This window comes from Candidatus Pantoea gossypiicola (genome assembly GCF_008632075.1).
GTDB lineage: Bacteria > Pseudomonadota > Gammaproteobacteria > Enterobacterales > Enterobacteriaceae > Pantoea > Pantoea gossypiicola.
In genome coordinates, this window is record NZ_VWVM01000033.1 from 1 (window position 1) to 24,382 (window position 24,382).

Here is a 24,382-nt window from a genome sequence, read left to right on the forward strand (position 1 = left end):
CAGGAACTGCCTGAACGTGGCATCATGAGGCGTGGGTGTGCTGTTTTTCTTCTTCATCAGCCCGGGCTCTGAAAAATGACCCTGAGATGTTATCACAGCCCGGAAAAAGCTAACATTGGCGGTGAACGGAATTGCCATTCCTTCAGGAGAATGTGCCGGGGTGGTTCGGTCCCCTCTCCTTTATTCTGGTCACTCCGGGCTGACTGCATCGTCACGCAGGCGCATGATGGTTTGTCGTGAGGTACCAAACTCGCGGGCAATGGCGCTGATACTGGCACCTGCTTTCAGGTGTTCAAGCGCTGCCTGCCGTTGTTCCTGGTTCAGCGCTGGCGGCCGGCCAAACCGTTTGCCTGCTGCTCTGGCCCTTGCCAGGCCGGAATGTGTGCGCTCAACCAGCAGGTCTTTCTCAAACTCTGCCACCGCCGAAATGACCTGCATGGTCATCTTGCCGGCCGCGCTGGTAAGGTCCACACCACCCAGCGCGAGGCAGTGTACGCGAATACCGGACGCTGCCAGCTGCTCCACGGTCTTTCGCACGTCCATTGCATCACGGCCCAGGCGATCAAGTTTGGTCACAATCAGCACATCGCCATTTTCCATGCGATCAAGTAACCGGGCAAAACCGGGTCGTTCGCTGGCGGCCACTGACCCGCTGATTTGTTCCTCAATCAGGCGCTGGGGTTTAACGGTAAAACCGGCTGCTTCAATTTCTCTGCGCTGATTTTCCGTTGTCTGTTCAAGCGTGGAGACCCGACAGTAAGCAAAAACTCGTGACATGGCATAATTTTCTGTACGAAATGGATGTACGAATTATAGGGCATGTCCAAAACTAATTACACTAACTTTTGGACAGATATTGTAAGTAGTGTACGAAACCGGTCGGTTTTGTACATCCCGCTGAGGTATACATAAATGCAGCTATCTCACTCTATGAGTCAGGACCTGAGTGGGTATGTGTTTATGGATTATTATTTTGATAAAACCATAAAATGATAAAATGATAAAATGATAAAAAATTATATTATCAATTTATTTTTTTATGATAGAGTGACCTCATAACTTCCATTAGCACTTGAGGTCCCTATGATTACAGTTATAGGTTCAAACAAAGGCGGTGCGTCAAAGAGCACGACCGCTACTAACATTGCGATTGCCTTGGCATTACGCGGGAAGGATGTTTGCCTTTTGGATGCTGATCTTCAGTCATCAGCGGCAAAGTGGCATGCTTCTCGTGAGGAATCAGACCTGTTACCTCGCATAACCCTTATTCAGAAATATGGAAACATCAGCCAAACGTTGCGTCAGCTCGATGAAAAGTTTGATCACGTAATTGTCGATGTGGCTGGTCGCAATAGTCGTGAACTGGCTAATGCGGGAGCTGTGGCTGATATAATAATTGCTCCACATTTATGCTCACAGTTCGATCTGGACACTTTGGAAGAGCTTGAAAGCCAACTGGAGGCTTGGCAGGATCTAAATCCTGATTTAAACCTCTATATGTACCAGACACGGGCGACTACTAATCCTGTGTTGCGTGGTAAAGAACGTGCAGAATTTCTTGAATACCTGAAGGATTTCCCAACCTTACCTCCTCTTAATGCCATTAACTGTGAACGAAAAATCTATCGAGATGTTGTTCCTCTTGGGAAATCTGTTTTGGAGGCAACTAACAGAACTGCAATAGAGGAGGTGGAGCAACTTATCGAAGAGGTGTATTCCAAATGGCTTTAAAACCACGGTCTGCTAAAAAACCATCCGATGCTCAGGTTGCAGCTCTCGCTGACAAACTGGCTGATAAGCAATATGGGGAGCCTGCGGTCATCGTTAAAACTGAAAAAACAGTACAGCGGAGTCTTGCTCTTCCTCTCTCGCTTGATCAGGCAATTACCCGAGTGTCAGCAGAAAACAAACTCAGCGGCTCTGGTCCGAAAAACACCAGTGCTGTCATACGAGAGGCTCTAGAGCAATATCTGGAACGGCGGAATAGTAATAGTTGATAATTTATCAATTTATCAATTTATCAATTTATCAATTTATCAAAATATTATTAATTTTTTTTGATAAATAATGATGCGCTTTCCTGCCTGATAGTTTTGTTCTTTCTGGCTACACCGTGACTGATCTCTGTCGTAGATATGTTCAAACCCCGGCAAATTCCCGGGGCTAACACCTTAAGGTTATTTAATGCCGGGGGATGCTGCTGACGTCTTCTTCAGGCTGTGGGGCGCGACCAGGCGCATTGAACGTGATGGTGATGATCTTTCTGGCCAGCCCCTCATCGGAAAGGGCATCATCCACACTGACATCACGAATCAGTGGACTTTCCTCTTCTATATGTTGGGCAATATCCCGCAGCCACTCTGCCAGCATTTCTCTGTCCATCTTTCTCCGCTCCGGTTTTTTACAGTCAGCATCAACATACCACGCCAGGAAAAGTGAAGTCTGCGTAGTGTGTTTAAAAGATAACCGTTTTGTCAGGCGTGCTGTCATCCGTGCTGGTAGCGACCTGCGCAGAATACCCTCACTTTATACACAGGATTGCCCACCGAAATTGTGGACAGCAACGATGAAAATACGATGTCGCTGCGCTCCTCATTCATACCGCTCTGCTATGAACGCCGTGCCGCTACTGTAGCCGGGCCGCGGCTGATGCAAGGGAAGCGTAAACGCCGTCACCTTCACCCGGTCGCAGTTTATTTCAAAGGCATTATCCGCCGTCTTCCCGTCGTTTTCCGGCTCATTTTTCGCCGTCAAACCGTCCAGCCTGCTCCTGCTTTTTTACTGCGCTGCGGCTTCGGTGACGCCCTTGCATCCTCCGCTTTTCGCCCGGCTGTCGTGTCGGCACGGCGTAAGCCGGAACTCAGACGACATCGACTATGAAGGATTTTTTATGAGCACTACGACCACCACCCCCGCTGTTTACGTGGGCACGTATCACAAATACAACTGCGGCAGCATTTTCGGCAAATGGTTTGATCTGACGGAGTTTGAAGGCAGGGAGGATTTTTACGAGGCCTGTCAGGCGCTGCATGCCGATGAATGGGATGCCGAATTTATGTTCCAGGACTGGGAAGGCATTCCGTCACGGTTTGTCTCTGAAAGCGCCATGGACTGGGATTTTATCGCCGCTTACAAACGCGCCGAAGAAGAGGGCAGGGAAGCCGCTTTTATCGCCTGGGCGGAGTATACCGGTGAATGTGACTATGACGCGTTTGATGATGCGTACCGCGGCGAGGCAGAAAGCGAGGAAGACTACGCACAGGAGATGGTGGAGGGCAAGGGCCTGTTAAATGAGGTGCCGGAGCCGCTGCGCAGCTACTTCGATTTTGAGGCGTATGCCCGGGATTTGTTCAGCAGCGGCTATGTGTTCCATGACGGCCATGTCTTCAGCAACTGATTTACTCCGGCAGGCGGTTCAGCCGCCTGTCAGCCCGCGCGCAGAACCCTGGCAGGCTCTGCCTGCCGGCGAAGTACGCCGCGCCTGCGGCGCCGCGCATCCCCGCCAGTTCCTGATGCCCCTGTGGTGACAGAGTATGAATACCGGTGTGCTGCAGCTGGTCAGTGTTATTTCTGTTCTGGTGATAATCCCTGCGTTGGCGTTGGCGTTGGCGTTGGCGTTGGCGTTGGCGTTGGCGTTGATGGTGATGGTGATGGTGATGGTGGCCACACCTGTGGCGTACTGGCTGATATTGCTGTCCTGTCAGCTTTTCTTCCTGAGCGATATGACTGCGGGCGACTTCCCTGACGGGAACCGGGGCTGACCTCGAAAACGGCACCACGCTGCCCGCGGACCAGACGCTGATTGACCGCGTTAAGCAGCAGGTTTCGGACAAAATGAAGGGAGGCGGGCAGTGAAGGTATTGCTGATAGCGGCGCTTATCGCGGCTGCCATCCCCGTGGCGCAGGCAGAAGAGGATGTGAAAAATGTGCCCTCCGCGATCGGGAGGACGTACGTCGACCAGCCGATTGTGGGCTGGCACTGGTATAACGAACCTCAGCCGGAGGAGGATAAACCCGGTGACGATACGGTTCCGCTGAGCGCACTACCTCCGACCGTCCAGATGACCCTGCTGAAAAAGCTGACGCAGGACAGGCTTAATCGCGCGATCCTTTCTCCCTCGCCGCAGCATGCGGCGGACTACCTGCGTCTGCAGTCCTATCTGGTTAACCTGTCGGGGCAGTTCACGCAGTCGGCCAAAAAGGCGCTGCTGCTGTACCCGGACCTGGATTACAACCTCGAGCACAGCCGGTACAACAGCACGGCGTCGCTGCAGCAGGCCGCTGCACGTCAGGCGCAGACGGCGGCCATTCAGGCGCTGGGCCAGCGCTACGGCCTGTTTCTGTTCTACCGGGGCAACAACCCGGTCGACAGCCAGATGGCCGCAAGCGTGGGGCAGTTTGCTCAGCAGTACGGCCTTTCCCTTATACCGGTGAGCATGGACGGCGCACGCAGTGAGGCACTTCCGCAGACCCGGCAGGACAGCGGACAGGCCAGCCGGATGGGCGTGAGTCAGTTCCCTGCGCTGATGCTGGTTGAGCCGGGAAGTGAGCATTATCAGCCCCTGGCGTACGGATTTATGACGCAGGATGATCTGGCGCGTCGTTTTCTCGATGTGGCGACTGATTTTAAACCGCAGTATTAGGGATAAAAGCATGGATAAGAACAGTAATGAGTGGAGTGAAAGAGTGAAGCAGGAAAACCTGCTGATGTTCTGTGGGGTGGCATTTATGGCCGCCGGGCCGGCGTTCTGGTTTCTGATGAACAGCGGCATCAACGCCCGGATGGTCACGTTATCCCCCGATATGGCCGGGTTAATGTCGGTGATTGACGTAGCTATCGCCCTGATGTTTTCCGTTTCGGGTGCGGCGCTTGCGCTGGCCGGATGGGGGCTGTCTGCATGGCATGCATGGCTGAAGGTGAAATTGTCTTAAACCGGGAAATGAGGACGCGCAATGGAACATCCGTTTGATATAAAACTTAAGACATTCATAATTAATGTTCTGGTAATAATACCGGTTTTGTTTTACTTCTACCGCATTGTCTGGCCGCCATCTTTGCAGGGGGGCTGGCTTTTGATTATGTGCCTCATACCCTGGTTCATGATGTTCTTCCAGCTGATGATTGCTGAAACGCTGGCAGAGCATTTTCATATTTTAAGAAGCAGTGCTGCGATGATCATCCTTGCTGCTTTATTGTCAGCAGCGAATGTTCTTTTTTCCTGGCAGACTTATCTCTCCGTCGTTTTCTCATAATAAATCAGGTTTCCCCGCGATCGTTAAAAGCGTCAGGGTAAGGACAAGTTCAGCGATGAACATCCATATCATAAATAACAGAACGCCTGATAATGTTCTGGTGTTCGCTAATTTGCAGAAGTAATTCCATGTGACGGCTGCCAGCCACAGGAAAATGAATATGCCGGATGCTGAAAGGGAGAGTGCAAAAACAGTATCAAGTACGGATTCATTTACTTTGCTGGTGAAATGAATGACGGCTGAAATAATTAACCCCAGTGCAGCATTACCCATAAGCGTTTCTCTGATGATATCCCTTATTGTGAATAACACATCCGGATTATTAAACATATTCTTCATCTCAGTTGAATCCTTTCATCAATTATTGCAGGGCATATAATGAAAGAGCATGATACATCAATCTTGAAATACGTACGAAGGATCGCCTGTTACGGCTTGTTGTCTGCGCTTCCTGTTCATTTTTCCTTTGCGTCAACGCTGGATGAAATTCGTGCGCTTGAGTCGAAAAAAGAGATGTCCGCGCAACAGGATCAGCAGAATGCCGTTGCCCCTCGTCTGCATTCGTCTGCCAGACAGTATTCACTGCCTGATAATCGTCAGATCAATGTTGATGACTATCGTATTGTGTTGTTTATGCAGGGGGGGTGTCATTACTGTCAGCAATTTGACCCACAGCTGGCACAATTATCTTCCCGGACTGGCTTTAAGGTTTTCCCCTACACCCTCGATGGTCGTGGTGATGTCAGTTTCCCGGATGCCATTCCGGCACCGCGAGCGGTACTCGATCAGTTCTTTGGGCCGGGTAATAACGGCGTCACCCCCACAACGTTTCTTGTCAATGTGAACACCCTGCAGAGCTGGCCGCTGGCACAGGGGATTGTCGATGTGAATAGCCTGCTACAGCGTATTCAGCAGGCACTGGAAACGGGAGGGTAAGATGAGGAAAAAACAAACTATCGCAGTATGGATCATCGTGAGCGCGTTATATATCGCAGGGTGTTTCTGGTTGTATTTCGGTACGCTGAGCTTTGACGGCCTCGATTTGTTCATGCAGCCAGAGGATGATGCGTATGCAGCGGACTGTCAGGTTACGGCGCTGCTGGGTAGCGTTATGGCAATGATGCCGATTATTTGCCTGTGGCTGGAATTTAAGATTGCCCACCGTTTTGGGCGACTGCGCTTCTGGCTTCGCCGATATTGCGGGTGTCTGATAGCAGCAGTGGTGTCCGCTGTATTTCTCTGGTTTTGGGGCCATGCAGCTATCAGATACCCCTATACAGATAATAATTCTCCCCCCGTCATCATGGTTGTCTGGTGCGGGCTGATTTTAAATCACTGTATAATGCGCGCACGCCGAGCAAAGATAAAATCAAGATGAAATATTTTGTGATGCTATAAGTCTCCTTCAGAATCAGATGGACAGGGAACGCCATTTTCTCGACAGAAAAATGCCCGAATTTATTGCTTACTGTTTTTTTGCTGAGTGAATTCGATATGGCTAAAAGGATGCTGTCAACGTGAGAAAAACGTTTTTTAATCTGCTGGCAATCAGTGCCACAACTGTCAGTATTTATCATGCTGATATAATACTTCGACAGACCCGGGTTGTTATTTTTCAGATAATACGCTGCCAGCAAATATTTCTTAGTTCCTGATGAAATGTCCGTTTTAAGCAGAGCCTGAAGTCGCGTGATATCTGCAGGTGTAAGCGATGTTTTATTCTCGTATTCAAGGTCTTCAACGAAGGGGTTATCAGGATACTGTTTAATCATGTCCTTCAGCCGTTTTTCTTTCAGTTCTGTATTTAAACTGTTCAGCGTAACGACTGTGGTATAGAAACGTTCAGCAAACTCAGCTGGCTGCGGATGATAATAAAACGGGGCCAGCGTTTTCTGATAAAGGCTCTCAGTTAAATCAGCCTGGCGTCCATGATTGCGGTCTGATGTGGTTTCCCACCAGACAGGTGCGCCGGTCTGTTCATCCGTCCATGAGAGGAAAGCGTGCCCGGGTGCATAAACAATGCTGGCCGTTTTGCCAGCCAGCCGGAGAGCATCAAGCAGAAGATAAACGTTCGAATCGCAATCGGAGTAATGTCCCGCCCACGCTATCCCTGTTTCCCGGGAAGGGTAATAGTAAAAATGCTCGCCGAGACGCTGGCTGGCACAGGATAAAAACGCTTTTGTCGGCTGGTCATTATCTTTCATACAGTTTTTTAAGACATCACTGAAATAGCCTGCGGTAATGCTGAATGCCTGCCGGGCCTTTTCAGGTGAAACCAATCTATCCCGCTCGTCGGACAGGATCATCCGATGAGACATAAGCTGTCGGTCTGGCTCTGTTGAACCTGAGCCTGAAGATAATGCTGTTTCGATATGCTGATTAATACCGTCGTAATATTCACTCCGCGACAACACCAGCATGGAAACCACCACGCCGAAATATATAACGAGCAGGTATACGAAGAGGGAAATAACACTTTTCATACCAGAGGCCTGAGGGGGGGGGGTAAACCCGACATTCTGATACGGGATTGATACCGGAAATATGATTTGCGGCAATACGGTGGTTTTATTTTAAAAATGAGGAAAGTATATGAATAAGTCTTTTCTGGCAAAACTTGCTGTTGTCTTTTTTCTGCTGGCCGTCGCCTTTGGCCTCGCCGGCTGGGGCGCATGGAAATACTGGCACGCCATTTTCATCAGCCTGAGCTATGGCACCACCGACTTTGCCCGACTGAATGCGGAAAATCAGGCCATGAAAACCCCGCTCAACCTGACCATGTATGCCATGCCGGCCGGTTTCTTCTGCGCCGCCGCAGGTTGTCTTGCGGCCTCCGGTCTGACCCTCATTCTGGATATTATTTCTGATGCGGTGAACGCGTGTACCCGCAGGTTTTCCCGCAAAGCGGCGCGGGGTGACCACCATGCGTAAGCTCCTTCTGGCCGGCCTGCTGTCGCTTGCCTGCTGCGTGCCGGCGCATGCGGGGGTGGACAGCGACCTCAACAACTATTTCAACAGGCTGGGATTTGAAGGCAATGCTACCGGCGCGGCGGCGTGGCAGGGGCAGGCTGCCGGGTATGTCACCGGTGGCAATCTGTTTCTTCGCAACCAGGTAAAACAGGTTCAGGTCATGTCGTTCACCCCGCCGTCGCTGACGGCCGGGTGCGGCGGTATTGATGCCTATCTCGGAGCCTTTTCCTTCATCAACAGCGACCAGCTGCAGCAGTTCGTCAAAAACCTGATGGCCAACGCGCAGGGATACTTTTTTGACCTTGCTCTGCAGACGGTGGCGCCGGAGCTGAAGGATGCCAAAGACTACCTGCAGAAAATTGCCACCGACCTCAACAGCACCAACATCTCCAGCTGTCAGGCCGCCCAGGGCATCATCGGGGGACTCTGGCCCAAAACGCAGGTGTCGCAGCAGAAGGTCTGCCAGGACATCGCCGGAGAAAGCAATCTTTTCGCGGACTGGGCGGCGTCCCGTCAGGGCTGTACCACGGGCGGCCAGATGGACAGCGTGATGGGGAAAGCCAGCGCCAGCGAAAAGGACCAGGTGCTGCGCAACAAGAATCTGATGTGGGAAATCCTCAACAATAACGCCATGTTCGGCAGCGATATGGAACTGAAGGAGCTGGTGATGAACCTGACCGGGACAATGATTTATGACGGAAACGGCATTCCTCAGGCGCTGGTCCCCCAGGCTGACCATCCGGGGCTTATCCGGGCGCTGATGCACGGCGGCTCGCTGGATATTCAGACCTGCGTTTCCACAGGAGACTGCCTGAAGATGAACTCCGGCCACGTCACGGTCAGTGAGAGTAATGCCCTGGTGGAAAAAGTGAAAACCATGATTAACAGCATCCGGGACAAGCTGCGGACGGATGAGGCGCTGTCGGCCACGGAGAAGGGTTTTATACAGAGCACCTCCGTTCCCGTGCTGCGCTACCTGATTGACCCGATGCAGCTTAACCTGAACGTTAACATGCTGTCAGACCTGTCGGACTATATCGCCTATGACATTCTGCTTCAGTACCTGAAAGAGCTGACAGACCAGGCCCGGATGCAGATGGCCAGCCGGAACTACCCGGAGCCGCAGATGGAGGCGCTGCGTAAGAATGTGAGTGAAGCATCCGCCCAGCTTGAGGGGCTTCAGCAGCAGGTACAGACCAGAGCCGACGCGCTGACGGAGCTGGACCGGCAGATGAGCTACCTGCGCCAGCAGACCTCGGGCCAGCTGCTTGAACGTTACCAGCAGAACTACCGCTTTGCCGGCAGCGAAGGAGGTCTGTGATGGATACCGTTTACGTTCTGACCGGCGGGGAGTTCCTGTCGGCCATCTTCAACGGCGTGGCCACGATGCTGGGCACCACGGAGTGGTCCTCGATGTTCCGCATCGCCGCGCTGATTTCGGTTATGGTGCTGTTTGCGACCTATATCCGCGGTCACGACCCGCTGGAGGTGATAAAGTTTATCGCCTTATTTATGCTGCTGACCAGCATCCTGGTCATCCCCAAACGCACGGTGCAGATTACTGACCGCTCGGATGCAACCAGCATTCATATCGTCGATAACGTGCCGCTGGGGCTGGCGGCGCCGGCGAAGTTTATTACCGGTATCGGTACCGCGCTGACCGAAGGGTTTGAAACGGTCTACCACACGCCGGACTCCGTGACCTACAGCAAAACCGGGATGCTGTTCGGCGCAAGCCTGGTGGGGACCGCCACCGACTTTATGTTCCGCAATGGTGACCTGGCGGAACTCTTCACGGCATACGTCCGCAACTGCGTGGTGGGCGATATTCTGCTGAACCACAAGTATTCCTTTCAGGAACTGATGAACAGCACGGACCCGTACGCGCTCATATTTCAGAATCCCAGCCCGCTGCGTGGCGTGATGGTGTCGTATGGCAATACGGTGGCGGACCGGGAGGGGTTCTGGACCTGCCGGGAGCTGGCAAATAACGTGCTGAAGCCGCAGCTGAACGCGGATTCATCAGAGGGCGGAAGCACCTGGAACTACTACGTGTCGCGCATCACCGGCGCGAAGGCGAATGGCAGCGCGCTGTTCGGGACGCTGATGGCGGACAGTTACAGCTACTATTACGGCGGCGGCATGACCGCGAGCCAGATAATGCGCTCTGCGGTGGTGATGAACGGCCTGAAACAGGGGATTTCCTCCTACAGTGCGCAGAGCGGTGACGCGGCCGGGCTGGTAAACCTGGCCTCGCAGTCCTCCTACGCCAAAATGCGCCTGAGCCAGGCGACGTCAGCCAGTATCGCCACCACGTACCTGCCGCTGATGAACACGGTGCTGCTGGCGATGGTTATCGGGCTGTTCCCGGTGATTATCCTGCTGGCCACCGTGCACTCCCTGACCCTGCAGGTGCTGAAGGGCTATATCTATACCCTGATTTACCTGCAGGCGTGGGGACCGATGTTCGCCATCCTCAACTATGCCGTGAGTTCATACCTGACCGGCAAAACCGGCTCGCTGAGCTTTTCGCTGTCAAACCTGTCCGTCATTCAGCAGACGCATGCCGATATCGGTTCCATTGCCGGCTGGCTGTCGCTGTCCATCCCGTTCCTGGCGATGGGGCTGGTCAAAGGGCTGGGCAGCGTGGCGTCGCAGGCGGGTAACTACCTCGGCACGGCCATGAACAGCACGGCAACGTCCGAGGCGTCGCGGGCCGGTGACGGTTCGTGGGCGTTTGACAACCTCCAGACGGACAACGTCTCCGGAAACAGGTGGGACACCAACTACTCCTGGCAGAGCGGGAATGCAACCACCCAGCTGGGGAACGGTGCCACATGGACCCGTACAGCTGACGGCAGCACGGTGGCCAATACTGCCGGCGCCATATCAAAACTGGGCACGGAGCTGTCGGGTGACAGAATTGCGCAGACGGGCGTGCAGAAACTGCAGCGGGATGCACAGAGCCAGGCACAGAGCCTGAGTGAGACGCTGGGTCACACGACCAGCACCGGGGCCTCCCAGCTGTCGCAGTGGGCCAGCCAGCGGGGGAACAGCGACACCGTCAGCCGCGGCGCGGACAACAGCGTCAGCAGTAACGATGCGATGGCCATCAGCCGGCTGCAGAGTGCGGTGTCGCGCTATGCCCGCGATAACCACGTCACCGAGGCGGAAGCCCTCAGGAGGGCAATGGAGCAGAGTCAGAGCGGAACACTGACGGCCGGCGGCGGCGTTTCAGGCGGTATTGATACCAGTAAGTCCATCGGCGGAAAAGCGACGGAGTGGGCGACCGGACTCAGCGGTAAGCTGGAGGGGCATATTAAGGGGGATTACACCGGAACCGATAGTTCTTCGCACGGTGCCAGCACCGAGATGAGCAGCCGGACCGGCCATTCGAAGGACTTCAGCGCTCAGGACCTGAAAGATATCCGCCACGGCGTGGACGTGATTGCCAGCCACCGCACCACCGACAACAGCAGCCACACGGACAACGCGTCGGGCTCCCTGCTTAATCAGATGGCGGCGACGTTCAGCGACATGCGCACCCAGTCCGGTCAGTACAGCGACACGCAGACCCGCAGCCATGAGTATGCGCAGATGGCCAGCTATGCGGAGAACCACAGCGATGCCATCCGCAGTAACTATACCCAGGAGTTCGTGGAATACGCGAAGCAGAACCACCCGGATGCACAGCGTATCCTGACCGACGTGTCCAGTCCTGAGGTGCGTGAAGAGCGTGAGCAGCTGGCCGCGCAGTTTGTGCAGGACCGCATGCTGCCGCAGCTTGAGACGGAGTTCCGGGCGAACCGAAGCAGTACAGCAGACGGTATGGGCGGTGTATCACCGTCCGGCATGCAGGGCGTCAGTCAGGGAGAATTTGAAGGACGTCAGCAACAGATGGAACAGGCGGCGGCTGCGCACGGCGTCAGAAGTGAGGGCAGCGTGGCCGGGGAGGTCAGCGGAGCCAGAGAAGATGCGCAGAAATCTGTTGATTCTGCTCAAGAAACCGTCAGTAAACAGAAGGCAGATGTGGACGGACAGTATAATAATATGGCGCAGGAACATCAGGTTCAGGGACGTCGTTTTGACGAGGCAAATAAAGCTGAGCATTTACGGCAGGATACAGTCTTCAATTTGCCAAAAAAAGGTCAAGCGAAAAAAGCATTGGATGATGCCATGAATGAATTTAAAGGTAAATAGATGGTGCTGAAAAGTGAAGTAGAAAACGACGCCAAAATTATCATGGAGTCATTGGAAGCAGATTATAGAATTCCAACATCAAGCGAAATCATACTGCCACTTATTAAGGTTATGTCAGTCGTTTACTTGATGCATGTTTTGGCAGTCATTGTAAATGAATTTGTCTATAAGGATGATGTCTGGCTATTAGGTATAGGTATGTGGTTATTCTTGTCATGTGGCATATTAACTGGGATGGCATTAATAATGACGTATGGCAACCTATCTCTGATGATGTGTATCCCAAAGAAAGTACGCGATGAGTCACTTCTTTTTGCCATTGGAAAGAGAAAGTTGAAAGTTTACGGTTATGTAATTGTGGCGATTAATGTTGCTGTCGGCATTATGCTCATAAATGGAGATCATGAATTTATTTTTGGTTATGGAGCGTCGTGGTTCGTTTGCATGCTCATTGGTGGCATTACCTTCAGTATGTCCATGAGTCGTTACATGACGCCAGCCGTGGTGGCCACGCTCGATAAAATTCGTCAGGTGGTTTCAGACAGTGACTCAGCACCAACGCAACACGCTGCCAATAAATAACACGCTAACGCACTGCGTTTGTTATCCGGCGTGCCGCGCCAGAAATAAATTCTGACCCGGCGCGCCAGATCTGTTCTTAACCTGTATCCGGTGTCCGACTCCTCGCACTCTAATAAATAATCTGACGTTATTTTTTCTTTACGCTGAGCTGCCTTATTAAGGTGGCGTCGCTGCTGAATTTTAATAAGGTATCTCAATGAAATGTTCTGTTTCCGTCAGTTCTGATGACCTGCTGTCCGATAAAAGTATTTCTCCCGTAATCTGCACTGATAATACCGTGGAGGCCTGCCTGTGAGTTCCACCAAGCATATTACCCAGGGCGGGCAGGTGTTCAGCTATATGCTGAATATGTTCATGCAGGTTAACCGCCGCATTTCATTCTGGCTGCTCAATCTGTTTTTTATTCTGACACCATTATTCTTCTGGATGCGGGTGCCGTGGCAGGAAACCCGTAACGGCGGGCTGTACTGGTGGCTGTATGTTTCTGCCGGGGGTGAGAAAGCCCTGTTTAACGTTCCGCCGGTATATGACGTGCCGTATGAGGGGCAGGTACTGCACTTCACCTCGGCCGCCATCCTCAAAGACCCTTACATGACCTATGCCGGCCAGCTGGTATTGCAGGAACTGTTTATTGCTGTCTTTCTTGCCTGCTGCGTGGTGCTGGCGGTGGCATATGGTATTTATTACTTTCTTAAGCGCCTCGGTGAGAAACAGGCACAGGACGACCAGACCGGCGGGCGTACCCTCACGGAAGACGTTAAGTCGGTGGCCAGGCAGCTGCAGAAAGAAGGTAAGGCCTCGCCGCTTCACCTGGATTTGTTACCGCTGGTACTCGACAGCGAGGTGAAAAATCTGCTTCTTCACGGCACGCCCGGCTCAGGAAAGTCCAATGCCCTGAACAAGCTGCTCAGGCAGCTGCGCGCCAGCGGCGACATGGTCATTGTCTACGACAAGGGCTGCTCCCTGGTCAGACGACACTTTAACCAGAATACCGATAAGATGCTCAACCCGCTGGACAAGCGCTGTGAGTTCTGGGACCTCTGGCTCGAGTGCCAGACCACGCCGGATTACGACTCGGTGTCGAATACGCTTATTCCGCAGAGTACAAAGGAAGATCCGTTCTGGACCGGAGCGGCCCGCACCATCTTTACCGCCGTGTCATCGCGCCTGAAGACCGACCCGGAGCGCAGCTATAACCGTCTGCTGCGCACCCTGCTGGCCATCAACCTTAAAGCCCTGCGTGAATACGTTGCCGGTACCGAGGCGGCGAACCTGACGGAAGAGAAGGTGGAGAAGACCGCCATCTCCATCCGCGGCGTCCTGACCAACTATGTCAAAGCGCTGCGCTACCTGCAGGGCATTGAGCGCACCGGCAAGCCCCGCTTTGCCATCCGCGAGTGGATGAAGCAGGTGAATGAACCCGGCCAGCGCCACGGCTGGCTGTGGATCACGTCCAATGCCCGTCAGCATGAGTCCCTGAAGCCGCTGATTTCCATGTGGCTGGCGCAGGCCGCGAACTGCCTGCTGGAGATGGGCGAAAATCCGACCCGCCGGGTGTGGTTCATCTATGACGAGCTCTATTCCCTGCACAAGCTGCCGGAACTGCCAGGCGTGCTGGCTGAGGCCCGTAAGTTCGGGGGCTGCTTTGTGCTGGGCTTTCAGAACAAGCCGCAGCTGGACGTCACCTACGGGCAGGACTTTGCCACGGCCATGATGGACCTGCTCAATACGCGCTTTTTCTTCCGCTCCCCTGATGAAGAGGTGGCCAGCTATGTAATGCGCCAGCTGGGGCAGCGGCGCGCGCGTATCTTCAGCGAACAGTACAGTTACGGTGCCGATACCGTGCGTGACGGGGTGTCCTTCAGCAAGCAGGAAGACGATCAGTATCTGGTCAACTACTCCGATATCCAGTCCCTGCCCGATCTGAGCTGCTACGTCACGCTGCCCGGGCAGTACCCGGTGGTGCGGATGAACATGACGTACGAAAAGATGGACTTTATTGCGGCGGAGTTCCTGCCGCGCGAGCTGAATGACAGCCTGGACCAGGAGGTTGAGGAGGAAATTACCCGACGCGAGCTGGACAGTGAAAGCGTGGACAGGCTGCTGGGCATCGTGAATGACGCACCGCAGGCCGCACCCTCTGCGGTACCGGAAAAAACGGCATCAGCCCCTGCCACCACTGTAATTTCGTCCGTATCGTCAGCTGTGAGCGCGGTTGTACCGGCTGATATCGCTTCTGTGGCAGCCACAAACGATACAGGCGGTCGGATGAAGGAGATGGACGGCCTGCTGGTCAATACGCTAACCGGGGAAATCGTGGATAGCCGGCAGGAGCAGGACGATTACGAGGCGTATCAGCAGGAAGCGATGCGGGCCATGCGGGAGGAGGAAAAGAATATTCTGGCGCATCGCCACCCTGACGAACGGGAGCCGGGTGACGGCAGCGAATTGGGGGATAACTGGTAATGCTGACGGTATCTTCTGTTGCCGGCGGCGGCGCCGGCTATTACATGTCAAAAGACAACTATTACTTCCTGGGAAACATGGAGTCCCGCTGGATGGGGGAGCTTGCCGTGTCGCTGGGGCTGGAGGGGCAGGTGCAGGCTCAGGATTTTGAGCAGGCGCTGGCCGGACAGTTTCCGGGAGGTATTGATCTCTCGAGAATGTCTGGCGGGAAAAATACCCACCGTCCCGGTTACGATCTGACGCTGTCCGCGCCCAAAAGTATCTCTGTGCTGGGGGTTGTCATGGGGGACAGCCGTATCCTTGATGCACATCAGCGGGCGGTCAGCGTGGCGATGGGGGAAATTGAGCGTCTGGCCAGCACCCGGATCATGACGGAAGGCGTCAGCGAGACGGTGCTGACGGGAAAACTGCTGGCGGCGGCGTTTAACCACGATACCTCCAGGGAACTCGACCCGCAGCTGCACACGCACCTTATCATCCTGAACCTGACGGAGCATAACGGAGAGTGGAAAACCCTGTCGAGCGACAGGGTCGGAAAAACGGGCTTCATTGAAAACGTGTATGCGCTGCAGGTGGCGCTGGGTAAAATTTACCGTAACGAACTGCGTCAGATCGTGGAGGAGATGGGGTTCCGCACTGTTGCCACCGGTAAAAACGACCTGTGGGAAATTGAAGGCGTGCCGGTTGAGATTTTCTCACAGCGCTCGCAGCAAATCCGGGAGGCCGTGGGGGACGACGCCTCGCTGAAATCCCGGGATGTGGCGGCACTGGATACCCGAAAAGCGAAACAAAAAAATCCGGACAAAGTGGCGTTGCTGACTGAATGGATGAACAGCCTTGAGCTGGCGGGCTTTGATTTCTCCGCGCTGAAGCAGGAGGCCCTGGCGCGACAGCAGCAGGAAAGCGAAAGCCCCTTACGGGCAGAGACCACGCCTGCCGACGTCCGTCAGGCGGTGAACGATGCGATATCCCTGCTCAGCGAAAAGCGTACCCGTTTCACCTTTTCCGATGTGCTCAACCGTACGCTTAACAGCCTCGATGCCCGTGAACAGATAGCGGTACAGGCCCGCCAGGCCATTAACGAGGCGATTGAGTCACAGCAGCTTATTCCGCTGGACCGGGAGAAAGGTCTGTTTACCTCCTCTATTCATCTCCTGGATGAACTGAGCCTGCAGCAGCTGGCCGGAGAGATGAAATCCACTGTGGTGATATCCGGTGGTGCCCCGGCCCGGTCTTCTTCGTCTGTGCCGGTAATGCAGCAGATTGAGGCAGACCGCCCGGCACTGGCGATTGTCAGCCAGCCCGGAGGCGCAGCTGCCATGCGAGAGGGCGTCCTGGCGGCCGCAGCACTTGCCGACGGGCAGGGGCGCGACGTCCGGGTGCTGGCCACCGACAGCCGCAGCGCACGTTTTCTGAGCGAACAGACGGCACTGGCCGGGCGGGTTATCACCCTGAAGAACCTTACGGATGAAGCGCTTCCTGATGGCGGAACGCTGATTGTCGCTGGCGCGGAAAAGCTGTCGGTACGGGATGCGCTGACCGTTACGGACCAGGCACTGCGTTCGCAGTCGCAGATGCTGCTGATGGACGGCGGCGGGCGCAGCGGAACCGGCAATGCCCTGCAGACGCTTGAGGACGCGGGTGTAACCCGCCTTCAGACGGGCGCGGAGCCGCAGGTTGCGGTCAGCGTGGTCAGCCTGGCGGATAAACGCCAGCGTTACAGCGCGCTTGCACAGGAGTATGCGACCCTTAGCAAGCAGGGAGACGGTGTGGTAGCGCAGGTCAGTGGCGAGCGCGAGCAGCGTGCCCTCACCGCGGATATCCGCCAGGCACTGCGTGAGCATAGCCTGCTCAGTGAGAAAGCCGTGACGGTGAACGCGCTGATACCGCAATGGCTGGACAGCAAAAACCGCCGCCAGCTGGACACGTACCGGGAAGGGATGGTGCTGGAGCACCGTGAACCTGACAGCCGTACGCCGGTGCGTTACACCATCGACCGGGTCAGCCCGGCCACCTGCAGCCTCACGTTGCTGAATGACAGAGGGGAGCGTCAGGGGCTGAAGCTGAGTAACGTGGACGCCGCCTGGAGCCTGTACATGCCGAAAGCTGTGGAGGTAGCTGAGGGAGAGAAACTGACCTGGCGCGCCCGTCAGGGTAAGTTACGTGCGGGTGACAGCGTCACAGTGACGAAGATTAAAAAACATGCCCTGGTGGTTGAGCATCAGGGGCAGACCCGTGTGGTCCCCCTGACAGAAGCGATAAAGGCTGACCACGGCTATGTCACCACGCCGGGCAGTCTGGTTCGGGAGCAGGGGGCGGTGCTCGCCGCCGTGGCCGCGCGGGATACGGGTGCCACGATGCTCAACACCCTGGCGCGCAGCGGTGACCGGGTGCAGATATTCACCCCCCTCGGTCAGGACGAGGCTGAGCGTCGCCTGTCCCGCTCGCCGCTGTACCGCACGGCGCTGGCTCAGGTGAACCCGGATAAGGGGGAACTGAATGCCGCACTGGACTCTGCCAGGGACAGTCTGATGAGTCCGGCTGAAAAAGCGGTACGCCAGGCGGTCAGCCTGACACAGGGGAGTGAGGTGGTGTTCAGCCGCCCGGACGTGCTGGCGAGCGCCCTGCCGCTGCATCCCTCCCTGCGCGCGGAGGATGTCGACAGGGAGGTGGCCCGCCAGGTGAAGGCCGGGGAGCTGATCCCGGTGCCGGGGCCGAAAGGGATGGCACAGCAGCTGTATGTGACCGCAGCGTCGTATGAGGCTGAGAAGCAGATTATCCGCCTGGTGGCGGAGGGGCTGGGTTCGCAATCACCTCTGATGGCGGATGCGCAGCGCGTGCTCTCGGCAGGACTGACGGAGGGGCAGCGGCAGGCCTCCAGCCTGATACTGGAGAGCACCGACCGTTTCATCGGGATACAGGGCTATGCCGGTGTGGGGAAAACCACCCAGCTGAAAACCGTCCTGGCGGCGCTGGAGACCCTGCCGGCAGAGCAGCGCCCGGAGGTTGTCGGGCTGGCCCCGACCCACCGGGCGGTGGGTGAGATGGCTGATGTCGGCGTCAAAGCGCAGACGCTGGCGAGCTTCCTGATGGATGTGGAGCGCCGGATTCAGGGCGGAGAGAAGCCCGATTTCAGTAAGACCCTGTTCCTGGTGGACGAGAGCTCGATGGTGGGTAACCGGGATATGGCCGATGCGATGGGCTATATAGCCGCCGGCGGTGGTCGCGCGGTGCTGAGCGGTGACCGGGACCAGCTGCTGCCGGTGGATACGCCCGCTGGCCATCGGGGTAAGGGAGCAGCTCTTTGCGGATGTCATGCAGCGGGCATTACCGCTCTCACGCAAGGTGATACGCCGCTGTCTGAAAACGCTGACGCGGACGGAAACGTATCTGAGCAGCCTGACGGCCGGGGTCGCATGCTACAACGCGGATGGTTCGGTGGACTCTCTCGTCCCTCCGGAGCGTGAAGTGGCCGCAGGGCTGAAGCTGGCGCGGGTACAGGCGAACAAACTGAAGAACCAGGCGGCAAAAGCAGCCGCCACAGATGAAAAAAAGGAACATTAACATGTTAACAGTAAAGCGCACCGCACTGGCGATGCTGATGGCCAGCGCTCTGTTGTCCGGTATGGCAAATGCGGCGGAGAAAACCACGCCGGTCTTTACCCCGGAGCTGGATGCACATATCGGCGAAGTGGCCCGGGACTATCTGCTGGCCCATCCGGAGGTGCTGGTTGAGGTGAGTCAGAAACTGCAGGCGCAGCAGCAGGAAAAGCAGCAGCAGGCGATGACCGCCGCCGTGATTAAGCATCAGGCCGCACTGCTGAACGATAAAGGCACGCCATCCTATGGCCCCGCCGATGCGAAAGTGGCATTTATCGAGTTCTTTGATTACCAGTGTTCAGTCTGCGCACGTCAGGCACCGGTAATTGAGTCACTGATGAAGGCAAATCCTCAGGTACGGTACGTATTTAAGGAGTGGCCTATTTTTGCGCAGCGCTGGACACCGTCACTGACGGCGGCGAAAACCGGGCTGCAGATTTACCAGCAGAAGGGCGCGGATGCGTATCTCGCCTATCACAACGCCCTTTACGCGACCGGACATGACGAGGGCAGGCTGACGCTGGCGGACATCAACAGTGCGGCCGCTCAGGCCGGAAAGCTGGAGGGCAAAAATGATGAAATGCCGGAGGTACTGTCGGGCACCGATGCGCTGGCGCAGAATCTGGGGCTGCGCGGCACGCCGGGTATGATAGTGATGCCGGTAAACGGTGTCACTGCAGATAATGTGACGGTGATCCCGGGTGGGGCTGACCAGAATGTGCTGCAGGCCGCCATTGATAAGGCGGCGGGACACGCGAAAAAATAGCCTGCCGGACCAGCAGGTTCTACATGTGGACAGAAACAACTGACGCCCTCACTGCGTTCAGTTGTCCAACCCCGTGGGCGAGAAAAAGCAAGTTTCTCCCGCCCACGGGGTTTGCGATAAAACACCTTCCTGAACACGTATTCTGAGGTTATTTAGTGCGTAAGTTTACCTTTCACCAGCTGGTCGTGTCCGGTCTGGTCTGCCTTTCGCTGAGCTGTCTTCAGCCCGCTGCTGCTGCTCCCTCCGTTCAGGCCGGTTTTTCACCTGAAGGCAGCGCGCTGCAGCTGGTTCTTAAGACTATTGAGTCAGCACAGCACGAAATCCGGCTGATGGGCTACTCATTTACGTCTCCGGAGGTGGTCAGCGCACTTGTCAGCGCAAAACGCCGGGGTGTGGATGTGAAAATTGTGCTTGATGAGAAAGGAAACCGGGGCAAAACCAGTCAGGCAGCAATGAACATCGTGGTGAATGCCGGCATTCCGCTGCGCACAAACGACTGCTACGCCATCATGCACGACAAGGTCATTATTGTTTATAATCATACAGTTGAGGCTGGTAGCTTTAACTACACTCGCTCTGCTGCATCGCGGAATAGCGAGAATGTGCTGGTTATTAATGAGGTGCCGGAAGTGGCACAAACCTACCTTCAGCACTGGCAGTCGCGCTGGGACGGAGGAACGGACTGGCATTCTTCATACTAAGTCGCATCGTCATTTGATCCGCAATCTACATCTATCCTGGTGAACCATGCGCCAACATGGCTCACACTTACGCGTAAAGTTAAGTCGCTGATTTCAGATATCTGTAGTATCCTCTGCGAAACGATCCTTGCTTGATCCTTGAGGAGGCAGAGATGCCACAGTCCGGAAATGCAGTAACTTCCTCATCGAAACGCGCTTACAGAAAGGGTAATCCCCTTAGTGAAGCTGAGCGACAGAAAATTGCTTCGGCTAAAAAAAGGGCTACGCATAAAGAACTGAAAGTATTTATTAAGCCCGAAATCAAAGAGTATCTTTCTAACCTTTGTGAAGAAGATGGTGTTACTCAAGCTGAAGTGTTAGAAAAGTTGATTGAAAGGGAAGCTTTTAGTCGAAAAGCATCGTGATGGACTCACTTTCTTGATACTTAAGATTTTGAGTGCTAGATTACTGATCGTTTGAAGAATTTTGGCTGGCCACGCCGTAAGGTGGCAGGGAACTGGTTCTGATGAGGTGTCTACCCGGGACCAGAAAAGACAAAACCCCGATAATCTTCACAAGGTTTGGCGACTCAGAGAAGACTAACGGGGCTTACCTAAACTGTATAGAAGCTGTTGCTCTATGCAGGGAGTATAGTTTTATGCTCAGAAAAGTTCAATACCTGTTTCTGTGCCATTTGCTCCTTCCGTGCAACATAAGTGCGGGAAGGTGTGACTGACGCTCAGACCCTGTTCTCCCATTATCGTCAGGTCAAAAACCCGAATCCGGTATTCACGCCGCGAGAAGGGAAAAAGACCCTGCCGTTCTGTCGTAAGCTGATGGCGAAAGCTGAGGGCTTCACGTCCCGTTTTGACTTTTCCGTCCATGTGGCGTTTGTACGCTCGCTGGGTAAACGTCACCGGATGCCGCCTCTGCTGCGTCGTCGTGCCATTGATGCACTGCTCCAGGGGTTGTGTTTCCACTATGACCCGCTGGCCAATCGTGTACAGCGCTCCATCACCAATCTGGCCATCGAGTGCGGTCTGGCCACCGAGTCAAAAAGTGGCAATCTGTCCATCACTCGTGCCACGCGGGCGCTGAAGTTCATAGCGGAGCTGGGGCTGATTACCTACCAGACCGAGTATGACCCGCAGATTGGCTGCAACATCCCGACCGATATCACCTTCACGCCGGCACTGTTCTCCGCGCTTGACGTCTCTGACGTTGCTGTTGTGGCCGCGAGGCGCAGCCGCGTCGAATGGGAAAATCAGCAGCGTAAGAAGCAGAACCTGAAGCCGCTGGAGATGGACGAGCTGATAGCGAAGGCCTGGCGGTTTGTGCGCGAACGGTTCCGCAGCTACCAGTCCGAACGTAAACAGCATGGCCTGAAACGCGCCCGTGCACGTCGTGACTCGGACAGAACCCGTAAGGACATTGTGACCCTGGTGAAGCAACAGCTGACGCGGGAATACGCCAGCGGGCGATTCACCGGCGGTCTTGATGCCATGAAGCGGGAGCTGGAGCGCCGCGTGAAAGAGCGCATGCTAATGTCGCGTGGCAACAACTACACGCGGCTGGCCACCGTCCCCATATAACCTACCTGACTGAAAAATCCGGCTGGCGCCGGAGGGTTTCGCACGTCTGCAGCTCCAGACTGACGGTTTTCTGCACGAAATGACGGCCGTCCTTCCTGACATTCACCCCATTCCGCCATCAGAATGGCCAGAAATTGCATCAGAGTGGCCACATCTCGTCGCCAGATTCAGTTACCTACAAATAACTGCAAGGGACCTTTCCATAAGGTTACAACCGCTATGCTTACAGAGCGCCAGCCGACCTGATTTCAAAGTGCGTGGTTTCCTTTAAAAACCTGCTCTGTACTTCTTTTAAATATCTTTTATTTCATTCATATAAATATATAACCTGTTCGTCGCCTGACCTGTGGACAGGCTCCTGAAAATGCCCGCCCTTGCAGCGGACTATGTCCGCGCCGGTTCGGCAACTACCTGAGTAGCTCCCATCGCTGCGCGACGGGCCCCGCCACAGCACATATAGTTACAACATTCAAAATGCTCACTCAAAAGCAGGAACAGTGCCTGCCTGAACCCTCACAGCCCATCCCCACCACTGAAAAGCGAGGCCGCCCCGGGCCGAAGGCCCGGAACAACGTCGCTTTTAATGATGGATGTTGTAACTAGAATTCTGAGTCGCTGTGTGTGGTGTCGCTGGAGGTACTGAGTACACGCCCGTAGGCGGCCCTGACGGCCCGCTAACGCGGAGATACGCCCCGACTGCGGCTACGCCTTGTCGTGACCACTCCGACAGCGCACAGAGGCTTCTGCACTGCTGACAGCGGGTCTGGTCTGGCAGGGCAAGGGATGGAGATAGGCAGAATCTATTAAACCGGAACCGGCTTCGCCGGGCGGCCGGCGCCATGCAACGTTAGTGCAATATGTGACAGTTTCTGGCGCCTCCATGCCGCAAGCGGCATATAAAACAAGTTATATATTCCATGAAGGAATTTAAATCTTTCAGATTTTGTGATGTCTGCCACAGAACATCAATGGAATAAGAAACTCCCCGATTTTGTTGATTGTCTGTATACGAAATAATTAGCCGTTTTGTGCGACTTTTTTAGCCGCGTTGTAAGTTTTATCTTAAATACTAAGGGCGTTATATTATGAATGAAAATAATACTTTCCCGCCGGGGTTTCTGTGGGGAGTATCATCATCTGCCCCCCAGACAGAAAGCAGAAATGGCAGGGGAAAAAGTAACTGGGATGTTTTTACCGACAAGGCCGGGAAAGGAGATATTTACAGCAACAAAAAATGCACTGAATTTGAAGAGAACTACCAGGAAGATATCAGCCTGCTTTCTCAGGCCGGAATTAAATCATTTCGCTTTTCCATTTCATGGCCTCGTGTTCAGCCCTCCTGGAATGAAGGCATACTGAATAAAGAGGGTATTGAGTTCTATAATAAAATTATCGACCTGCTTATCAGAAACGGTATCGAACCTATCCCGACACTTTTCCACTGGGATATTCCTCAGTGGGCCGGCGATTTCAGAGACAGAGGACTGGCTTATCTCTTCGCTGAGTACGCGGAGAAAATAACCCGGCAGCTGGACAGTCGGGTAAAAAAATGGCTCGTTTTCAATGAGCCCAGTTCGGTTGCGCTTCTGGGATATGGAACCGGCACGTTTGCACCCGGCGTCATGTCTAAGGACTCGATGTTTGCGGCTATTCATCATGTTAATCTGGCCCAGGGTCTGGCATTCGCTGCGTTGAGAGCATACCTGCCTGCGGATGTCAGCATCGGGACTACACTTAGCCTGTCCCGGACCCGGGGTGAAGATGACTCCGCCAGAAACAACGAGGCGGCAGAAAAGGCCTGGGCGCTATTCGACGCCGTTTTTCTTGACCCGCTTTATGGCAAAGGCTATCCACAGGATTTGCTCCCGTCACTTCAGCCTTACATTCAGCAGGGGGACATGGACATCATCAGCGTCATTCCTGATTTCCTGGGCGTAAATTATTACTCACGGCTTTACGTTAAGGCTGATTCAAATCCGCTTAACTTCTTCGGCTTCCTTTCAGGGAAAATACCTGAAAATTTGCCAAGAACACAGTCCTCATTCGTCGTTGAACCCGAAGGGCTGACTGAGCTGCTTTTGTACCTGCATGAGAACTATGACGCTCCCGTTATTTATATTACGGAAACCGGCTTCGCGCTTGATGAGCCCGATGCTGTGGAGGGTGTTGTCATTGATGACCCCCGGAGCCAGTATATCTTTGAATATCTGAAGGCTGCTCTTAATGCTATCGATAAGGGCGTAAAACTGCGGGGGCTTTCTTACTGGTCTGCC

At 54.5% G+C, this 24,382-nt stretch carries 26 protein-coding genes and 1 pseudogene; 23 read left to right on the top strand and 4 right to left on the bottom strand.

Annotated features, from left to right (window positions below; genetic code table 11):
- Window positions 1-189: 189 nt before the first annotated feature.
- Entirely contained in the window at window positions 190-777 is a 588-nt protein-coding gene (locus tag F3I20_RS22995; protein ID WP_150019658.1) for a recombinase family protein, read from the bottom strand.
- Window positions 778-1,083: 306 nt separating this feature from the next.
- Here F3I20_RS22995 and F3I20_RS23000 point away from each other — a divergent pair, with 306 nt between their 5' ends.
- Both F3I20_RS23000 and F3I20_RS23005 read left to right on the top strand, forming a co-directional pair.
- The gene (locus F3I20_RS23000) at window positions 1,084-1,731 is read left to right on the top strand and encodes a division plane positioning ATPase MipZ (RefSeq protein ID WP_125366654.1); all 648 of its coding nucleotides are present in this window, start codon (window positions 1,084-1,086) and stop codon (window positions 1,729-1,731) included.
- A complete protein-coding gene (locus tag F3I20_RS23005; RefSeq protein WP_139569857.1) occupies window positions 1,722-1,997 on the top strand; it encodes a hypothetical protein in 276 nt (91 codons plus the stop codon). Before F3I20_RS23000 ends, F3I20_RS23005 begins: the two co-directional genes overlap by 10 nt.
- Before the next feature lie 184 nt (window positions 1,998-2,181).
- Here F3I20_RS23005 and F3I20_RS23010 read toward each other — a convergent pair whose 3' ends face one another.
- A complete protein-coding gene (locus F3I20_RS23010) occupies window positions 2,182-2,382 on the bottom strand; it encodes a hypothetical protein (RefSeq protein ID WP_071531410.1) in 201 nt (66 codons plus the stop codon).
- 508 nt (window positions 2,383-2,890) lie between these two features.
- Between F3I20_RS23010 and F3I20_RS23015 the strand changes: the two genes are divergently transcribed.
- The 5 genes from F3I20_RS23015 to F3I20_RS23030 all read left to right on the top strand — a co-directional run bounded on the left by F3I20_RS23015 (window position 2,891) and on the right by F3I20_RS23030 (window position 5,253).
- A complete protein-coding gene (locus F3I20_RS23015; RefSeq protein ID WP_150019660.1) occupies window positions 2,891-3,397 on the top strand; it encodes an antirestriction protein ArdA in 507 nt (168 codons plus the stop codon).
- A gap of 136 nt (window positions 3,398-3,533) precedes the next feature.
- Window positions 3,534-3,761 (top strand): hypothetical protein, encoded by a 228-nt coding sequence (locus F3I20_RS24035; RefSeq protein WP_190286179.1) that lies wholly within the window; start codon window positions 3,534-3,536, stop codon window positions 3,759-3,761.
- 90 nt (window positions 3,762-3,851) lie between these two features.
- Window positions 3,852-4,643 (top strand): type-F conjugative transfer system pilin assembly protein TraF, encoded by a 792-nt coding sequence (traF, locus tag F3I20_RS23020; RefSeq protein ID WP_150038632.1) that lies wholly within the window; start codon window positions 3,852-3,854, stop codon window positions 4,641-4,643.
- A 10-nt stretch (window positions 4,644-4,653) separates the two neighbouring features.
- Window positions 4,654-4,932: a hypothetical protein gene (locus tag F3I20_RS23025; RefSeq protein WP_150015767.1), complete on the top strand. Its 279-nt coding sequence runs from the start codon at window positions 4,654-4,656 to the stop codon at window positions 4,930-4,932.
- A 21-nt stretch (window positions 4,933-4,953) separates the two neighbouring features.
- Window positions 4,954-5,253 carry a hypothetical protein gene (locus F3I20_RS23030; protein ID WP_150015768.1) on the top strand — a complete coding sequence of 100 codons (300 nt, stop codon included), beginning with the start codon at window positions 4,954-4,956 and terminating at the stop codon, window positions 5,251-5,253.
- Here the strand turns inward: F3I20_RS23030 and F3I20_RS23035 are convergent.
- Entirely contained in the window at window positions 5,248-5,592 is a 345-nt protein-coding gene (locus F3I20_RS23035) for a hypothetical protein (protein ID WP_150015769.1), read from the bottom strand. The two genes, F3I20_RS23030 and F3I20_RS23035, sit on opposite strands and share 6 nt — an antisense overlap.
- A gap of 63 nt (window positions 5,593-5,655) precedes the next feature.
- On the opposite strand from F3I20_RS23035, the gene trbB reads away from it, so the two are divergent.
- Window positions 5,656-6,189 carry a type-F conjugative transfer system pilin assembly thiol-disulfide isomerase TrbB gene (gene trbB, locus F3I20_RS23040; protein WP_223813132.1) on the top strand — a complete coding sequence of 178 codons (534 nt, stop codon included), beginning with the start codon at window positions 5,656-5,658 and terminating at the stop codon, window positions 6,187-6,189.
- A gap of 365 nt (window positions 6,190-6,554) precedes the next feature.
- Here the strand turns inward: trbB and F3I20_RS23045 are convergent, their stop codons facing one another.
- Window positions 6,555-7,736: a hypothetical protein gene (locus tag F3I20_RS23045; RefSeq protein ID WP_150015771.1), complete on the bottom strand. Its 1,182-nt coding sequence runs from the start codon at window positions 7,734-7,736 to the stop codon at window positions 6,555-6,557.
- Between the two features lie 109 nt (window positions 7,737-7,845).
- On the opposite strand from F3I20_RS23045, the gene F3I20_RS23050 reads away from it, so the two are divergent.
- From F3I20_RS23050 to F3I20_RS23115, 15 genes and pseudogenes are all read left to right on the top strand, one after another.
- Window positions 7,846-8,184, top strand: coding sequence for a hypothetical protein (locus tag F3I20_RS23050; RefSeq protein ID WP_223813131.1), 339 nt, complete (start codon window positions 7,846-7,848; stop codon window positions 8,182-8,184).
- Window positions 8,177-9,544: a conjugal transfer pilus assembly protein TraH gene (gene traH / locus F3I20_RS23055; RefSeq protein WP_150015772.1), complete on the top strand. Its 1,368-nt coding sequence runs from the start codon at window positions 8,177-8,179 to the stop codon at window positions 9,542-9,544. Before F3I20_RS23050 ends, traH begins: the two co-directional genes overlap by 8 nt.
- Complete coding sequence (traG, locus tag F3I20_RS23060) at window positions 9,544-12,423, top strand: conjugal transfer mating-pair stabilization protein TraG (protein ID WP_150059935.1); 2,880 nt, start codon at window positions 9,544-9,546, stop codon at window positions 12,421-12,423. The genes traH and traG overlap by 1 nt, the downstream gene beginning before the upstream one ends.
- The gene (locus F3I20_RS23065) at window positions 12,424-13,005 is read left to right on the top strand and encodes a hypothetical protein (RefSeq protein ID WP_150015773.1); all 582 of its coding nucleotides are present in this window, start codon (window positions 12,424-12,426) and stop codon (window positions 13,003-13,005) included.
- 291 nt (window positions 13,006-13,296) lie between these two features.
- A complete protein-coding gene (gene traD, locus F3I20_RS23070; protein WP_150015774.1) occupies window positions 13,297-15,471 on the top strand; it encodes a type IV conjugative transfer system coupling protein TraD in 2,175 nt (724 codons plus the stop codon).
- A pseudogene (mobF, locus tag F3I20_RS23075) lies at window positions 15,471-18,725 on the top strand (MobF family relaxase); the annotation flags it as partial. The gene traD and the pseudogene mobF, both read left to right, overlap by 1 nt.
- Before the next feature lie 61 nt (window positions 18,726-18,786).
- Window positions 18,787-19,035, top strand: a complete 249-nt coding sequence (locus F3I20_RS24285; RefSeq protein WP_255471561.1) for a ProQ/FINO family protein — start codon at window positions 18,787-18,789, stop codon at window positions 19,033-19,035.
- Between the two features lies 1 nt (window position 19,036).
- Window positions 19,037-19,837: a DsbA family protein gene (locus F3I20_RS23080; protein ID WP_150015776.1), complete on the top strand. Its 801-nt coding sequence runs from the start codon at window positions 19,037-19,039 to the stop codon at window positions 19,835-19,837.
- A 155-nt stretch (window positions 19,838-19,992) separates the two neighbouring features.
- Window positions 19,993-20,538 (top strand): phospholipase D family nuclease, encoded by a 546-nt coding sequence (locus F3I20_RS23085; protein WP_150015777.1) that lies wholly within the window; start codon window positions 19,993-19,995, stop codon window positions 20,536-20,538.
- 152 nt (window positions 20,539-20,690) lie between these two features.
- Window positions 20,691-20,942 carry a replication regulatory protein RepA gene (locus tag F3I20_RS23090; RefSeq protein WP_150015778.1) on the top strand — a complete coding sequence of 84 codons (252 nt, stop codon included), beginning with the start codon at window positions 20,691-20,693 and terminating at the stop codon, window positions 20,940-20,942.
- A gap of 233 nt (window positions 20,943-21,175) precedes the next feature.
- Window positions 21,176-21,253 carry a RepA leader peptide Tap gene (gene tap / locus F3I20_RS23095; RefSeq protein ID WP_020323529.1) on the top strand — a complete coding sequence of 26 codons (78 nt, stop codon included), beginning with the start codon at window positions 21,176-21,178 and terminating at the stop codon, window positions 21,251-21,253.
- The gene (repA, locus tag F3I20_RS23100; RefSeq protein WP_150015779.1) at window positions 21,234-22,109 is read left to right on the top strand and encodes an incFII family plasmid replication initiator RepA; all 876 of its coding nucleotides are present in this window, start codon (window positions 21,234-21,236) and stop codon (window positions 22,107-22,109) included. The genes tap and repA overlap by 20 nt, the downstream gene beginning before the upstream one ends.
- Before the next feature lie 474 nt (window positions 22,110-22,583).
- Window positions 22,584-22,712: a replication-associated protein RepA4 gene (locus F3I20_RS24670; RefSeq protein WP_505538527.1), complete on the top strand. Its 129-nt coding sequence runs from the start codon at window positions 22,584-22,586 to the stop codon at window positions 22,710-22,712.
- Between the two features lie 14 nt (window positions 22,713-22,726).
- Window positions 22,727-22,864: a replication-associated protein RepA4 gene (locus tag F3I20_RS24675; protein WP_505538528.1), complete on the top strand. Its 138-nt coding sequence runs from the start codon at window positions 22,727-22,729 to the stop codon at window positions 22,862-22,864.
- Between the two features lie 330 nt (window positions 22,865-23,194).
- Window positions 23,195-24,382: glycoside hydrolase family 1 protein (locus tag F3I20_RS23115; RefSeq protein ID WP_150019662.1), on the top strand; the 1,188-nt coding region annotated here is incomplete at its 3' end.